This is a genomic window from Paenibacillus sp. FSL L8-0663 (assembly GCF_038008125.1).
GTDB lineage: Bacteria > Bacillota > Bacilli > Paenibacillales > Paenibacillaceae > Paenibacillus > Paenibacillus polymyxa_D.
Genome location: NZ_JBBOYM010000001.1, coordinates 1,535,357 through 1,551,082, shown reverse-complemented (window position 1 = coordinate 1,551,082; position 15,726 = coordinate 1,535,357). Strand labels below are relative to the sequence as shown.

Below are 15,726 nucleotides of genomic sequence, written 5' to 3'. Positions count from 1 at the left end.
GCCGCTACCTCCCCAGTGTAATATTGTTTTTGGAATCCTGCTTCAACGCCGATTGAATAATTCGCTGTTGTTCTAGGCTGTGTACTTGCTGATAACCGCTGGCCGGGCTTGAACGATCTGGTCTGCCTGCGTAACGAATTTCCGCTCCCTGTGGCACAACATTCCGCAGGCGAGGTTCAATGTAACTCCAAGCCCCCATATTTTTAGGTTCTTCCTGAGCCCATACGAACTCCTTAACATGCGGGAAGCGTCCGAAAATATTCCGAATTTCCTCTTCCGGGAAAGGGTATAACTGCTCCACACGAATAATATGCAGACGCTCTTCTGCCTCATTCTTATCCTTTTCCAATGCTTCTTCGAGATCAATGGCAATCTTGCCACTGCACAGTACAATGCGTTCTACACGATCCGGACGTGCACCCAGACCAGGCTGTTCCAACACAGGACGGAATGCTCCTTCGCTGAATTCAGAAGCAGGCGAAGCGACACGATTATTACGAATCAGGCTCTTCGGCGACATCATCACCAGCGGGCGGGCTTCCTCACTTTCGCTTAATGCAGCCTGACGGCGCAGCAGATGGAAATATTGGGAGGCACTGCTCAAATTAGCGACAGTCCAGTTATTTTGTGCGGACAACTGGAGAAAACGCTCCAGACGTGCGCTCGTATGCTCTGGTCCTTGTCCTTCGCTACCATGCGGTAGCAGCATCACCAGACTCGATTTCTGTCTCCATTTGGCACGGCCTGCGGAAATAAATTGGTCAAAAATAACCTGTGCACAGTTGGCAAAATCGCCGAATTGTGCTTCCCAAATCACTAACGTTTCAGGAGAATACACGTTATAGCCATATTCAAAGCCAAGGACAGATGCCTCAGACAATGGACTGTTATGAATACTGAACGAAGCACGTGCTTCCGGCAATGTATGCAACGGGCAATGTGTACGGCCTGTTTCAGGCTCATGCAGCACAAGGTTACGGTGAGCAAATGTAGCTCGCTCCGCATCTTGGCCTGTCATACGAATAGGCTTGCCGTCTGCGAGAATGGTAGCCAAAGCCAGCGTCTCCGCCAAACTCCAATCTACCTTTTCACCCTCGTTCAGAGCGGTTTTTCTACGCTGTAAAATTCGATCCAGCTTCGGATATACGTGAAAAGACTGTGGCCATTTGAGTAGGTTTTCATTGATTTGGCGCAGTTTTTTCAATTCCACTGCAGTACGTACCACAGAACTCTGATTCTTTTTCGCCTTCACAGGAGTAATCTCCGGCTCTTGTTCCGGTTGATTCTTCACCTGCTCATGCGCTTCCTTCAGTCTGTTTTGCACCTTTTCAATGAGGCCGGCATTAAACGCTTCGTCCACAATCCCCTGCTTCACCAGCTTTTGAGTATACAATTTGCTCACCGTCGGATGATTCTTCACCTTACGATATACCAGCGGTTGTGTTGTTTCCGGGTCATCGGATTCATTGTGACCATAACGACGGTAACCAATCAGATCAATCAGAAAATCCTTCTTGAAACGATTGCGATATTCGCCAGCCATACGAGCAGCTGCAATACAAGCTTCGGGATTATCCGCGTTCACATGCACAATTGGAATTTCATAGCCTTTAGCGAGATCACTGGCATAACGGGTCGAACGGGAATCAACACTCTCTGTCGTAAAGCCCAGACGATTATTCACAATAATATGAACTGAACCGCCATTGCGGAAGCCGCGCAAATTCGTGAAATTAAGTGATTCTGCCACGATACCTTCACCTGGGAAAGCAGCATCACCGTGCATAATAATGGTAGCTGCCTTGCTCACATCCAGCTTCGGATAACCAGCCTCACTGCGGTCTTCCTGTGCAGCTCGTGAAAATCCTTGTACCACCGGATTCACATATTCCAGGTGACTTGGGTTATTCGCCAATGTCAGACGGGCCTGCACCGCTCCCCCATCTTTTACAAAACGATCAGCACCCAGATGATATTTCACATCGCCAGTCCAGCCGTAGTTAATTCCTGTGGAACCTTCCGACGGAATCAAATCCTTATTCGGCGAATGATGAAATTCAGAGAAAATTTTACTGTAAGGCTTGCCCAGCACATGAGCTAGTACATTTAAACGGCCGCGATGCGCCATGCCCATCAGGACATGACTTGCTCCTGCATTTGTGGTTAGACGAATAATCTCGTCGAGAACAGGGACAAGCACATCATTACCCTCGATGGAAAAACGTTTCTGTCCGACAAATGTTTTATGCAAAAACTCTTCGAACTGTTCTACTTCTACCAATCTGCTCAGCAACGACTTGCGTTCCTGTGTGGTGAGGGGCTTGGAGGACCAGCCGGATTCTGCATAGCTGTTCAGCCAGCGGCGTTCCTCCTCGTTATGAATATGACTAAATTCATAGGCAATCGGACCTGTGTATGCTACACGTAACCGTTGAATGGCTTCCCATCCGTTAAGTGTTCCCGCAGGAGCGTTATCCCATATTAAAGAAGCTGGAAAAGCCTTCAAGTCTTGTTCAGTTAAACCGTAAGATGCTGGATTAAGCAAGCGTGTATCCTGCTCTGCATCCAGTTCCAACGGATCGATTTGGGCGGCTAAATGTCCGTATTCACGAATATTCCATACCATTTTACCCGCTGTAACCGCTTTCTGTAATGTATTCGAATCAAGATGCCCCAAAGCGCTTGTGGGGGGGCCTTGCAATTTGTTGTCTATCATGGAAGCAGCCGAGTATTCGGATTGTGGCGGCTCACCCCATTGATCAAATAGCTCGCGGTAAGCCGGGTCAACCGTTCCGGGGTCCGCTACATACTTTTCATACTGGTCCTGCACATAACCTAGATTAGGTCCGTAATACGCCTGCCAAGGTACCTGTCTGCTGCTCTCTTCCATTGTCATCTCGTTCCCTCCGTCAAATTTTGAAATTCATAGCTGGACGGAAATCATTTTCATTTTTTTTATTAATCTTCAATTTAAGTTGTTCACAATATGCTCACATTATATGAAATTCTTCATCAAAAGTCGAATTTCACAATTCTTATTCCTCTTCCATTGTATAAAGTTTTCTAGCTATGAGCATTTCCTTTTTCTCAACATATCCATGCGTAAATGAGATGAATCGGGCTAATCTGTAATCAAACACCTGGCAACTTAAATAACCAGCCGTCGAATATCAACTAACAGCTGGTTATTTAGTCTATGTTGCACCTCATAACGCCAAACGAGTTTGAATGCAACTTCCGAGTCCACCCCACTATGATTACCGTCAACAGCAGAATTTAAAAGGCACAAGGTCCGATACGATGCAAATTCAAACGTAAAGTGACATTAAAGTCACTTTTCTGTACAATATTCCTACTTTTCACTATTATTTTAATTAGGCATCTAAAAACCGCTTTGAAAGCGAAAGGGATGGAACTGTGACTGGATTAAAACAAGTACTCAGAAACAAGAATTATGTCAGGTTTTTTCTGGCAACCTTCGCCTCACAAATGGGAGGAATTATCGGGGTTACTGCATTCATGTTTTATTTGTTGAAACGGTTTACAAATCAGCCTTATTATGCAACGCTTGCCGAGTTAATGTATTCGCTTCCTATGCTGGTAGTATTTCTCGTAGTTGGAGTGCTGGCAGATCGGATGGACAGACAAAAAATTGCTGTTAATTGTGACTGGATCAGCGCTTTTTTATCCTTATGTTTGCTTATTTTTATTTGGGTCGATTCGATTCCTTTGATATTTGCCCTCCTGTTCATCCGTAGTGCTGCCTCCAAATTTTTCTTCCCGGCCGAAAGTGCCATTATACAGGGGATATTAAGCGAAGATGATTACACCATTGCCGCAGGCCTCAATCAAATGATGGGGAGTCTTTTCATGCTATTCGGAGGAACTCTCGGGGCTGTCGTTTACTGGCACTTTGGAATTACTGGAGCCATCCTAATTGATGCTGTTTCTTTTATTGTGTCTGCACTGCTTATTCGTTCCTGCAAAATTCCAAAGGAAGTACGCCTTCCGAACGGGGCACATCAATTCAAACAATTAAAATTCAAACTTGTCATGATCGATTTTAAACAAGGGTTTCTTTACATATTACGCAACAGACTATTGCTTTGGTTGGTTTCAGGCTTTTTTATGTTCGGTATTTTAAATGGTGGTTTTAGCGTTTTACCGATGTTTATTCTTAAATACAAGCTAGCTCCAGGCAATTACGAGCAGTATATGGTATGGACGGGTATTATTTTTGGGGCTGGTGTGTTGCTTGGTACCCTAATCGCTTCTCTCATCTCTGCCAAGCTAAAACTACACCAAATGATTGCAGCGGGAGTTCTGGTAGCCGGAATGGGTATGTGCACACTTGGATTTGTTAACCACATCTATGCTTTCCTGATTATCAACTTTGTCATCGCACTGATACTTCCGTTCATTAACATTGGTATAGGAGGATGGCTTCCTCGTATTGTAGATCCTCAAATGATGGGACGTGTGCAAGGTTTGATTAATCCGTTAATGATGCTGTCCCAGTCTCTTACATTAGGTTTCATTGCTATAAGCTTTCCTTCATTTATTTCAATTGAAGTCTTGTTTTTATTAGTTGGGATCTGTACCGTTATTGTAGGAATATACTACACTATTGTGCTTCCCCGTTATGCTGATTACAGTACTTCTTCCAAGACCCTTCAGGAATCTTTATAGGCAAATTAAAAAAGTCATACAGCAGACCATTCCGCCAGCGATTGCGATTGTTGAGTTGCCACTTCTGCCTCCGAATCCAGTTCAGAGGTGGCTTCATACATTCGTTGCATACGACTAGCTCGTCAAAACCCAGTAGAGACAAAGACTAATAGGGTATGTAATATTCAAAAAAAAACGCCCGGCAGACGCATTAGCTGCATCAGCAGGACATTTTGATTGAAATCGGAGTAGCGGGATTCGAACCCACGACCTCACCCACCCCAAGGGTGCGCGCTACCTAGCTGCGCTATACCCCGATAACCCAGTGTATGTAGATCGATGCTGTTATTTACTATTATATTCTGGTCATAAAATCCTGTAAAGGGATTATTTTCACGTTAAGAGGTCAAAAACAGAGATCATAGGAGCTAACCATGCAAAGCAAAAAATTACTTATCCCCATTGCATTACTTCTTTTAATACAGTTAAGCGTTCCTATCTGCTATACCTTTGCACAGGATAACCTTGTCATAGATCATGAAACGAAAGAGAGATTCAAAGAACAGTATGGCTTGGAAGAACCTCAGTCACCTATATTAGAGCAGCAGCAAAACATTTTATTCGGAGGTGATTGGGGCTTTAGTCCTTCTGCCGATGCTGTGATGCTGGAATTGACCATATGGATTCGGAATCCGCTCATTTTCATCAGTCAACAACTGATATATTCGGTGAAATCATAAGCTTTATTTCGACAAGTTCCATGATATAAAGCATAAGAATCATTTATTTCGTAGCAAATTGTCTGCCACCTAAGGTCACTTCATCCTTCTTATTGAAAAGGTTTAATTCAATAGGTCCCCTACCATGTAGCCACAGCAGTTCATCGAATAAAAATGTCAGTCCATCCTTGCCGCGTAAGCGTTCGATGATCTCCGTGACAACTTGCATAACTTCCCCTTGCACACCTTCTGCCAGTTGCAAACCTCCGCTTTCTCCATCCAAGTAAAGATGCATATGATATGATTGCTCCACCTTCTTCACATGGCGCAAACACAGTATGCCATTTTCGAGGTAAAAGAAATATTGTTGGTCATAAAGAACCCCTTCGCATATCTCATACATATGAGGTGAATCATATGGCCCCTGAGCCATGGATACCCGTTCCAATCCCATTACCCATTCTGTCATACATCCTCGCTCCATTCCTTTGTTCAAAGTTTCTTATTTGCCAATATACTTTCTTCTACAGGTAGTTTTTCAAACTAGGTGGTTGAACGATAATTAATTGCTAATTGTAAAACGTTTTGGTACGATAAGCATATTACTACGACGTTCACAAACAACATCTCAATAAATAAAATGCACATTCCAGTGTTATTTTTGCTGTTTCTAGAATACATTGAATAGTGTTTATTGTCAATACTTTGATGGTTCTTTTTAACACTATAGAGTGCATTTATCTGGAGGAAAATATGATAAAGATTCATCTTTCCCGTATTATGGGCGAAAAACGAATAAATATTGCCGAGCTTTCTCGCATGACTGGATTACATAGAAACGGAATCACCAAACTTTACAACGAAGAAACAGACGGTGTGAAATTTGATACGCTAGATAAAATTTGTAAAGCTCTAGACTGCCATGTTCAAGATGTTATCGAGTATGTAGAGGATGATACAAATTAGTAAAATGGACTTCTCTTGTTATGGGAAACTGTTTCAATTAGGTTTTCTAAAAGCTGCCCTTCAATGCAAACGCCCGAATTGCCTATCCAACCCTAAATACACTTTGTAGACCCCTTGCGTACTCCTTGGTGAGCTGATCAAATACTTGCCAGAAGACGACGAAGAGAGCCGTTAATATGCTTACGGCTCTCTGTTCTTTATATAATACTCCAAATACTTGTTTACCGATCTCCCACTCAAATTAGATTCGATGATCAAACTCCCTTCCTGTCAGGCGATTTTAAATAAATTCTCCCCATGTATATTTATCAAATAATGTATCAGGGTTATGTTGTCCCTTTAAAAATTGCGTACATTTTATTCGTTACGATCATCATCACATCCATACTCAAACCAGTGATAACAGGACGATTTACGCTAGTATAAGACTTTGGTTTAGGGCACTGTTTCCATCGTAGTAGTATCAGGTATGAACGCCATCCTGTATGCGGACTGTCAGCAATCCATCCCCCGTTGTATCGGTACTCTACGAGTTTTCCGTCGACTTTGACTTGAGTCAATCGGTTCTGATCGTCAAAACTGTTTTCACGCGGCTTTGTATGAGGAGATCTCTCCGTTTCCCTCGTAAGGCGGTTCCCTCTGGCACATACGAATAATCATCCTGATTCGGGTCGTGCTTTTCATTCTTGAGATGAAAAGCAACCACATGCAAGAGTTTTACATGTGGTTAATATAAAAAACCATAATTATTATTATCTTTCTTTAATCCCTTTCAAATCTCTTACCATTTCCTTATATGGATTTAGGCAACACTTCATTCCTACTAGGCATGACAATCCATTATGGTTTATTCAATTATTTCACTTTTTTTAGCTACTATACCTGATAGTTTATTTCCTGATAACAAGTAGCTTATTCCACTTTGCGATACTTCTAGTTCTACGTTACTTTTTCTCGATAGCCAAATAATGTATCCATCCTCAAGGTGTTCAATGGCTACATCACCATCAATTGATGATATCTCGAAAGAAGGTGTCCCATCAATCCATTCGTCAAGATGAAAATATGTTGAAATTCCATCTTTGAATTTCTTTGGACAAATACATTCAATCTCTCCGAGTTGCCCTTTCTCATTTAGCCAAATGCAACATCCATTGCCAAGCTGAGTAGGTTTACAATCATCCGTCATATTATCTGTGACAATATTGTAGGTTTCAATAGACGGAGTGTATGTGCATGACACCCTAGAGATACTGTGGTTTGCATCAATCTCTTTTAATAGCACTACTAAAGTTCTCCTTTCGCTCTTTATTTGAAACTGCCAGGTTGAACTCCAACAATTTCTTTACTTGTTGGATTGACATAGACCTTAGTTCCAGTTGATGGATTAGTATATATCACGCTTCCTGGCTCACCCGGAGTTGGCTTTTTACTAAGTGCTGTTGTGATATCATCTGGCATAATATCTTTGCGACCTGACTTAAATAGCCTATTGTAAGCATGTTGATTCATTTTGAATCCTTGACCACCAACTTCGACACCATTCTCCATCCACTTATCAAATACAGGCCGTCTGGTCGCCCTTAACTCAGCATTTCCATCTGCACTGAAAATTTTGGCTTTAGCTTGTCCAGTGTTCCTACCATTACTAGGTCCAAACATGGAACCCACAGTACCAACAAGACCCGAAGATTCATAAACATATCCTGTGATATAAGCACTATAAGCCTCTAGTAGGTAACTCTTAGCCCAATCCGCCTTCTTTTTACTATTTCCATAAGGGCTTGTTTGGGTCGCTAACCCAAATAAAAATTTAAATTCATTGTTATTGTCATTATACACAGGAGCAAAAATACTACCTATTTCTTCTCTCCACAGCCAATAATCGGCCTGCTTTTTAGAATGTACGTCCTTCATAGCTAGTTCTAATTCATATTTAAACTGTTCCAATGGTCCAGTTGAAATATAATGCCCGCTAGGATCAATATAAATCAATGGATTGTTTTGGACATACGTATACAAATTTAAACTTGACGGATTATTCTGCTCTCCTTGATACGCATCCTCATTAATAAACCTTCCACTATCAGGATCATACCATCTGGCGCGAAGGTATTGTAATTCCGTTGTATCATCCCATAATTCGCCTGAATACCGAAATGGGTTGTGGACTTTTTCTTCCTTCACTTCTTCATTGCCCCAAATATCATATTGATATTGATTCAACAACGCTCCGGAGGAATCCCTGATTTCAATAATATCTCCGTGACCATTATAGACGGGATAGGCTTCTGTTTGATCCGCATAGGCTATAGCCTCTAATTTGAGACCTCGAATATAGTTAGCTTTTAAAACAGGTTTTCCATTTTCAATCGTAGCCTCTGCTATGATTTGGGCACTGTTCCCATCGTAGTAGTATCGAGTATGAACGCCATCCTGTATACGTTCTGTCAGTAATCCATCCCCGTTGTATCGGTACTCTACGAGCTTTCCGTTAATCTTGACTTGAGTCAATCGGTTCTGCTCGTCGAATCGATTCTCCCTCGGCTTCGTATGAGGAGCTCTCTCCGTTTCCATCGTAAGACGATTCCCTCTGGCATCATACGAATAAGCATCCTGATTATCGGTGGAGGTAGCAATCCGATTCAGCTTGTCATACGTAAATGAATCCTCTACACCATTTTGAATACGCTTCGTGATATTTTTACCAGGATCATAGCTATATTGAAAGCTGTTCGTTTCCGCATCAGATCGTGTGTACTTTAATTCAACTAACTCAATCCCGTTATATTTGTTTTGCTGGCGATAATCATTTGCAGATACTGTTGAATCCAGCAATCCATTTTTGGTATAGGAATATTCCGAAATAGGCTTATCTTTTGTGTTTCCTACGGTCTTCAATCTGTTCAATTGATCATACGTATAGTCTACTTGCTCGCCAAACGGCCCTGTCATTTCAGTTCGATTTCCATTAGCATCATACTGATTGGAGAGCTTTAGACCATCCGGGTAAGACAGGGTATCTAATTGCTCCGTATACGGATCATACGCATAGGATGTTGTACCCGTTTGATCCGTCATGCTTAGGCGTTTGCCCGCAGCGTCATATACGTAGCTGACCGTCTCATCTTTTCCTACACGCGACTTCAACCGATTACGGCTATCGTATTCAAATGAAGTGACGTTCCCGTTGCGATCTGTTTTCTTGGATAAGTTCCCGTTGGTATCAAAATAACGCTTCTCATCCTGGTTTTTCTCATCCTTGGTTTGAATCACTCTACCCAATTCATCATACGCCTTCACCTTGGCATGACCATCCGGATATGTGATCTGAGTGAGATTGCCCAGCATATCGTAAGTGTACTTCGTTGTTTCGCCGTTTGGCTCCGTCACAGATGTTTGGTCACCCAAAGCATTATATGAAAATTGAGTCTCATTACCATTCGCATCGGTTTGTTTTAAAATCAGGTCGTTTACAGCATCATACTCTACTTTGGAAGTTATTTTCTCAATACCGTCCATTGCTGATTTCTCTTTGTTTTGCACCAGACGATTCCATTTATCGTAGATTTGAATTTGTTCATTAAGCTCACCATCTCGTTGAGTTACTTGACGAAGAGCATCATTATACTCGACTACTGCTTGTGATCCGTCCGCGTAGGCTGTTGACGTTGTACGGCTCCAAGCGTCATAGCCATAACGTGTCAGGTGCCCAAGTGCATCTTCACTGGATACTAATCTGCCGTTAACGTCATAAGCTGATTTGGATTTGATCACATAATCGTTACCTTCATACAGCCCTGACTCGATATTCCAGCCCAAAGCATTGTAACGTGTTTTTGTTCGTATCCCGAGCTCATTCGTAACCGTTACAGTGTTCTCAAGATCATCGTAGGCTACATGGATACTTTTACCGTCCGGATAGGTTACAGCCTTTACGCGATCCAGAGCATCATATTGATACTCAGTTTTCTGACCTTTCCCATCCAGCGAGGAAGTGATTAAACCAGTTGGCTTATCATACTCTGACTGAATGGTTACCGTAGATTTTTCTCCATCAATATTTGTAACCTCTACACTTTGTTTCGTAGGAAAAGCATGGTCGTAGCCACTGCTGTATTCCGTGGTTGTAGTCACGGACTTGTTACCGTTCGTAATCGTCTGAACCGTTGTATTTCCGTAAGCATCAATACCTGAATAATTTACTTTTTGTAGTAGTTCTCCCCCAGAATGATCCTTGGAGACGATGGCCTGTGTTACTTTCCCCTGCGGGTTTCGAGTGTACTCTGTAACTCCAGTGCTGTTAGAATCAATCGGTTCCGTAATGGTTTTAATCCTATGCTTGTCGTCATACGTATACGCAGTTTGTGAACCTTTTTCATCCACTGAGCTTGTCATATTACCGTAATCATCATATTCAGCAGCAGTTGTCAAAACGTCTCCATTTTGATTATTGCTGGACGAGGTACGGGTCGGAACAGGTACGGTATAGGCTTTGCCTGTCACCTGCTTACCGTATTGATAAGCTGTACTCTTTTCAGAATCTCCTGCTTTAAACACAGATTGATCCAGGTAATACTGTGGTGGCGTGTCTGCACTAATAAATTTTTTAGTATAATTGAAGGTCGAACGAACTAATCCATTGTCTGTTACAGTAGAGAACGAAGTATCTTTCACATAGCTCTCACCCATATCAGAATTATAATGAATCGTTTCCTGATTATAGTTTTCCGTTTGATTATTTTGATATGTGATTTGATCTACACGTGAGACCGCTCGATATGCCTCGTTTACCGAATTGGAGCCAATATAGCGTTTTACTGGCTGGTCTTCGTAAGTATACAAAGTAGAGGCTCCAGTAGGATGAAATACTTTGGTTAACAAAGCGTACGGATTAGAGATTTGTCTTTCTGGATGTGACGCACTCAAATTAAACTTGGCAGGTGCCAATGTATAGGAATATGTCGTTTTTCTGCCTTCGGCATCTGTAACTGAATCCAGTAATTCAACACCTTGTTCTGTATGTTTATGATAGACAACTGTGCGGTTTCCTTTAGACAAAGTAACGTCTGTAGCCGTATATTGAATATCAATCGAGTTACCGATCGCATCTTCTACCTTACTAAGCAATTTACGTTTATAAGTAGCATTGAGTTCATAATTGAACTTTATCGTGTTACGATATCCATCTTCAATTTGCAGCAACTGACCGTCTTTGGAGAAATATTGTTTTTTCATTCCATCCACAGAAGTTAATACATAGGCTGAATTTTCTCCATTAACTATTACTGAAGTGTCAAGAGTGAAGGTCAGTCCTTTCCAGTCGTAACCTTTAAGCTGGTCACCCTCAATTTCATAGCTTCCACCATCCCCCAAGTGCACGTACTGCTTGCCCTCCTTGGTTTCTACATAAGGCAAATTCCAGGACCACCCCTTGCCAAGAGGGCTCAATTGATCTTCCATGGCAGGATAGGTACGGTTTTGAAAAATAAATGAAGGTTGATAGGCTACGATCTCAGCAAAAACGGTAGCGTCCGCATCTGCTGCAATATAATATTTATTCCCATCGTCACTCGGAATTTCAGTCTGAGGATTACTGTTAATTAAATCCCTGTAATGTTCAGCCTCAGCAATAGTTGTAAATAGTGCTGTCTGTCGGCGAACAGCCGTTTCGAGACCCTCTGAGACAATCGTTTCAATTTGCGGCGATCCTTCCATGGTAAAGGCTGTTCTTGTCCTTCCACCTTTTCCATTACTTGTCCACTCGCTATAACCAATATCGCTAGTATAACCGGGCTTGGTAACAGTTCCGCTATAATCTTGCCTCCATTCTCGGGTATCAGCAGTTCCCTGATTGAAAACTGTTCCTGAATAATACGCCGTTCCTGATTCGGTACACATTACTCTACCAGGAGCGTAACTGGGGCACCTTGGATAAACCAGCATAGATGATAAACTTAAATCCCCTACATATGAATCCCTGTCATAATGCATTTTAGAGTCTCCACATGCCGGGCTACCTGGAAAGTATCGCGAAGCGTTACCCGCACTATCATAGTAGAACGTATTCATAACGCTGCATTGTTCCCAGAATATATTTTTAGAACTAGGACCTGTATAAGATCCCTTGATGACTCTGGCTTGTCCATCTTTGTTTAAGGTTCCCGTAAATCCATCTTTGCTGTACTTTATTGAATCGGGAAAAGCCTTCTCCCATTTTCCCGTTTGAGAGTCCTTTTCTACTCTGGACTCCGGAGCTGTAGTATAGGTTATTTTTTGCCCCGCTGCTTGACTAGCAGCTTCATAGGTTGTGTATGTGCCTATAACTTTGGTTTCCGGCTGAAGATTATAGGTATTCACATCAACATTCCCATCACCGTCTGTGTCCTCTTGTACCCATCTTTTTTGCTGATAAGCTACCTTGTACGACTTAGTAATAGGTTTCATCATCGCCTTAAAGTAGACATAATAGTTTTGCACAGCAGCACTGTTGTCGACAATTTCAGCGCCTTTGTCAAAAAATTGAGCACGATTTGTATCATATTGACGCGTCAATGAAAAGCTCAGTCCGTTTCGTCCAGGCAGAGTTAAATCTGTGTTTTGCAGCGATAAGCTACCTGATAAAGTGGATATCGATTCTTTATCATCGCCAACAGAATAAGGTGCTTCATTAAAAGAAGATTTATTGTAAACGGGCGCTTCCTCTCTAATAGGTGGAAGCTGTGGCACATTCGCCATGAGATTTAGTTTCAGGAAATCCGTCTTATATACATCTTCAGTGACTTTGTTCGTAGGAACAGGATCATCAGTTGGATAAACATCATCTGTAACACTATGAGAAATCAGGTTATCTAGTGGAGCATCCGATAGCTTATTATATACGTCACTTGTTACAGTCTGTGACTGGTTTTCCTCTGAAGGAAATAACGAAGCTACTGCCTGCTCGTAGCTTATATGATCCTGTTCAGCCATATATAACGCTGTATAAATTTGATTTAATGAATAACCTTTTCTTAATTGTTCCGAAAGAAAAGATGATGTGACTCCAAATCGGGCAGCCATTTGATCCGCCGAATATTGCGAACTGTCATTTCCTGCACCGAACACATTTGGAGGAACAATGCCGCTAATTGTACTGAAAATAAATGTGATAATCATGATCATTGCTATATGACGTCTTATTGTTCTAAATCGCAAGTTCTTCTCTCCATTTCCGACTTAAAATTGAGTTACATATCATTTATTGAGAACTGCCTATTTTTATCATCTGTATCAAGTTACCGTTAGGGTCATATTGATATTGGAAAACAACCCGACCATCTTGTTCAATATGCTCAAGCCTTCCATTAGCGTCATAAACATATTTATACTTTCTGGATAAGCCACTTTTAACATTATTGCTAAACTCCGAATAGTTACCAGCCGCATCCTTAGCTTTAACTGCAAACATATATATTTTCTGAGGTTCTAATTGGTCCGCTTGAAAGGTCAATTCCTTGGTATTGCCTATCAGTTGACCATCACGATACACATCATAGCTAACGACTCCAACATCATCGGTAGATGCTTCCCATGTTAAAACAATGCTGCCTGGCGTAGGTCTGGAGCCTGCTAATTTCTTAGGTTTGGAAGGGCTTGTTATATCCTTGGGCAAATCATCAATAGCTGGTATGCGATCCAAACGGCCGTTAAGATGTACTTTGTCTGAATCATTTAGATTCATTACTAGAGCTCGGGCCATATTAATCTCCGTTTGTAATTTTGAAGATTCTGCTTTTTCAACTGCCTGCGTAGCTGTCTTTAATTGTTCAGTATAGGCAGCTTTCGTTTCAATGCTTTTCTGTATTGCTACTACCCTTTCAACAAGCCTGCCCTTATCTGGCTCACGTAGCTTATTTATTAGCTCTACAGCTGTATTTACATCATTTTGTAATTGGGTTGTCTCGGCTTGTGCTACCGCTGCTGTAGCTTTGGCTAATTGTTCTATATATTTGGTATCCAAAACTTTTACAACAAAATTCTGCGATACAGACTTACCTAACGGGTCTGTAGCTGTAATCGTTATCGTGGATTCCCCCGAGCTTTGGGGTTGCAAATTCAGTATTGAGTTATTTCCCTTTGAATCCTTGACCAATTGATGGGTAACTACAGCTGAGTTGGAATTTGTACCCGAATATTGAAGTTGCTGCTGGTCTGGGTCTGTAAAATATTCGGATAAATCTTTATTTGAGGCTCCCTCATCCATTTCAATCATGGTAGCTGGAATGCCCTTAATCGTTACTGGCGTTCTATTAATCAAATTTATTACCGATTCCGTAACTTGCGACACATTTCCGGCACTATCTGTTGCCCGTGCCTGTATACGCGTCCCATACTCATTGACATCAATGGGAGAGTTGTACACTTTCCATTCGCTTTGATTGACACGGTATTCCCTTGTCGATGCATCAGAAGGATAGTTGATTGTCACTCTGATATTATTTGCTACTTCATTCACAGGGCTATTATTGAATGACGGTGGGGCAGGAGGTGTTTTATCAATGTTGTTGATCACCAATGAGTTTTCAGCGCTTATATTCCCGTAATTATCTGTACAACGAGCAAAAATGGTCGTGTTGTCGGATACTTGAAATGGGCTATTATATGTGGTCCACGTACCGTTCGCACCGATTTTATATTCTCGTTGATAATTACCAGGTACTCCGTCCAATTGGATAAGGACATTTTGATTCGTCATCCCTGTCATATTGGAACTTATGTGTGGACTGGCTGGAGTGGTTAAGACAATCCCTGAGTATGTAAAAGTCCCCGAACGTTTAGCTCCATCCCTCTCATCTTTATAAAAGTAACCAACCGTTATAGCATTAGAAGATACAGATACATAGTAAAATTTAACTGATAATGCAAATCCAAGATCTTTGGAATAAACAACTACATTATTGCGAGTGAAAGTGACGTAGGGAGAACTCGCTTGCACATGAACTATCGAACCATCTGACAAGGTTACTGCTTCATGTGTAGATGACGGTTCTGAAGGCGTTGGCTTTTCTTCAGGAGGTCCAATTGATCCTCCTCTGTCTGGTGGTGGGTACAGATCTGGTATTCCACCCGTAAAAGCTGCTGACACTTCTGCTTGAGGAAGCACAACTATGCTCCACGGAGATAAAAAAACAAATAGGCCCAGCATTGTTAAAACGAATGTCTTAGCATTCTTTCCTTTTCCTCGCTGCCTCACTTCGTTTAAAAAAAATTTCATTTTCAAAATCATCCCCCTGAATATAGTGGTAATGCCTAGTTAGAAGAATACTAAAATTAAAAATAATTTATAATTCAATCATATTTCGCCCTCTTTCAGAAAAATGTATTTTGATTT

The 15,726-nt window shown here is 41.7% G+C and carries 8 protein-coding genes and 1 tRNA gene; 3 read left to right on the top strand and 6 right to left on the bottom strand.

Translation table 11 applies throughout. The features are described from left to right. Window positions 1-4: 4 nt before the first annotated feature. A complete protein-coding gene (locus MKY75_RS07015; RefSeq protein WP_340884812.1) occupies window positions 5-2,896 on the bottom strand; it encodes a 2-oxoglutarate dehydrogenase E1 component in 2,892 nt (963 codons plus the stop codon). A gap of 521 nt (window positions 2,897-3,417) precedes the next feature. On the opposite strand from MKY75_RS07015, the gene MKY75_RS07010 reads away from it, so the two are divergent. After that, window positions 3,418-4,689: an MFS transporter gene (locus tag MKY75_RS07010; protein ID WP_340884810.1), complete on the top strand. Its 1,272-nt coding sequence runs from the start codon at window positions 3,418-3,420 to the stop codon at window positions 4,687-4,689. A gap of 222 nt (window positions 4,690-4,911) precedes the next feature. On the opposite strand, the gene MKY75_RS07005 is transcribed toward MKY75_RS07010, so the two are convergent. Further along, window positions 4,912-4,985: transfer RNA gene (locus MKY75_RS07005), tRNA-Pro, on the bottom strand. Window positions 4,986-5,102: 117 nt separating this feature from the next. On the opposite strand from MKY75_RS07005, the gene MKY75_RS07000 reads away from it, so the two are divergent. After that, window positions 5,103-5,408, top strand: coding sequence for a hypothetical protein (locus tag MKY75_RS07000; protein WP_318626831.1), 306 nt, complete (start codon window positions 5,103-5,105; stop codon window positions 5,406-5,408). A gap of 43 nt (window positions 5,409-5,451) precedes the next feature. Here MKY75_RS07000 and MKY75_RS06995 read toward each other — a convergent pair whose 3' ends face one another. Continuing rightward, window positions 5,452-5,856, bottom strand: coding sequence for a hypothetical protein (locus MKY75_RS06995; RefSeq protein ID WP_340884808.1), 405 nt, complete (start codon window positions 5,854-5,856; stop codon window positions 5,452-5,454). Window positions 5,857-6,140: 284 nt separating this feature from the next. On the opposite strand from MKY75_RS06995, the gene MKY75_RS06990 reads away from it, so the two are divergent. Next, window positions 6,141-6,353, top strand: coding sequence for a helix-turn-helix domain-containing protein (locus MKY75_RS06990; RefSeq protein WP_016820594.1), 213 nt, complete (start codon window positions 6,141-6,143; stop codon window positions 6,351-6,353). 847 nt (window positions 6,354-7,200) lie between these two features. Here MKY75_RS06990 and MKY75_RS06985 read toward each other — a convergent pair. The 3 genes from MKY75_RS06985 to MKY75_RS06975 form a co-directional block, all read right to left on the bottom strand. After that, window positions 7,201-7,638 (bottom strand): hypothetical protein, encoded by a 438-nt coding sequence (locus MKY75_RS06985; RefSeq protein WP_340884806.1) that lies wholly within the window; start codon window positions 7,636-7,638, stop codon window positions 7,201-7,203. A gap of 23 nt (window positions 7,639-7,661) precedes the next feature. Continuing rightward, window positions 7,662-13,511, bottom strand: coding sequence for an RHS repeat-associated core domain-containing protein (locus tag MKY75_RS06980; RefSeq protein WP_340884803.1), 5,850 nt, complete (start codon window positions 13,509-13,511; stop codon window positions 7,662-7,664). Between the two features lie 82 nt (window positions 13,512-13,593). Continuing rightward, window positions 13,594-15,609 (bottom strand): fibronectin type III domain-containing protein, encoded by a 2,016-nt coding sequence (locus tag MKY75_RS06975; protein ID WP_340887072.1) that lies wholly within the window; start codon window positions 15,607-15,609, stop codon window positions 13,594-13,596. Between the last annotated feature and the right edge of the window lie 117 nt (window positions 15,610-15,726).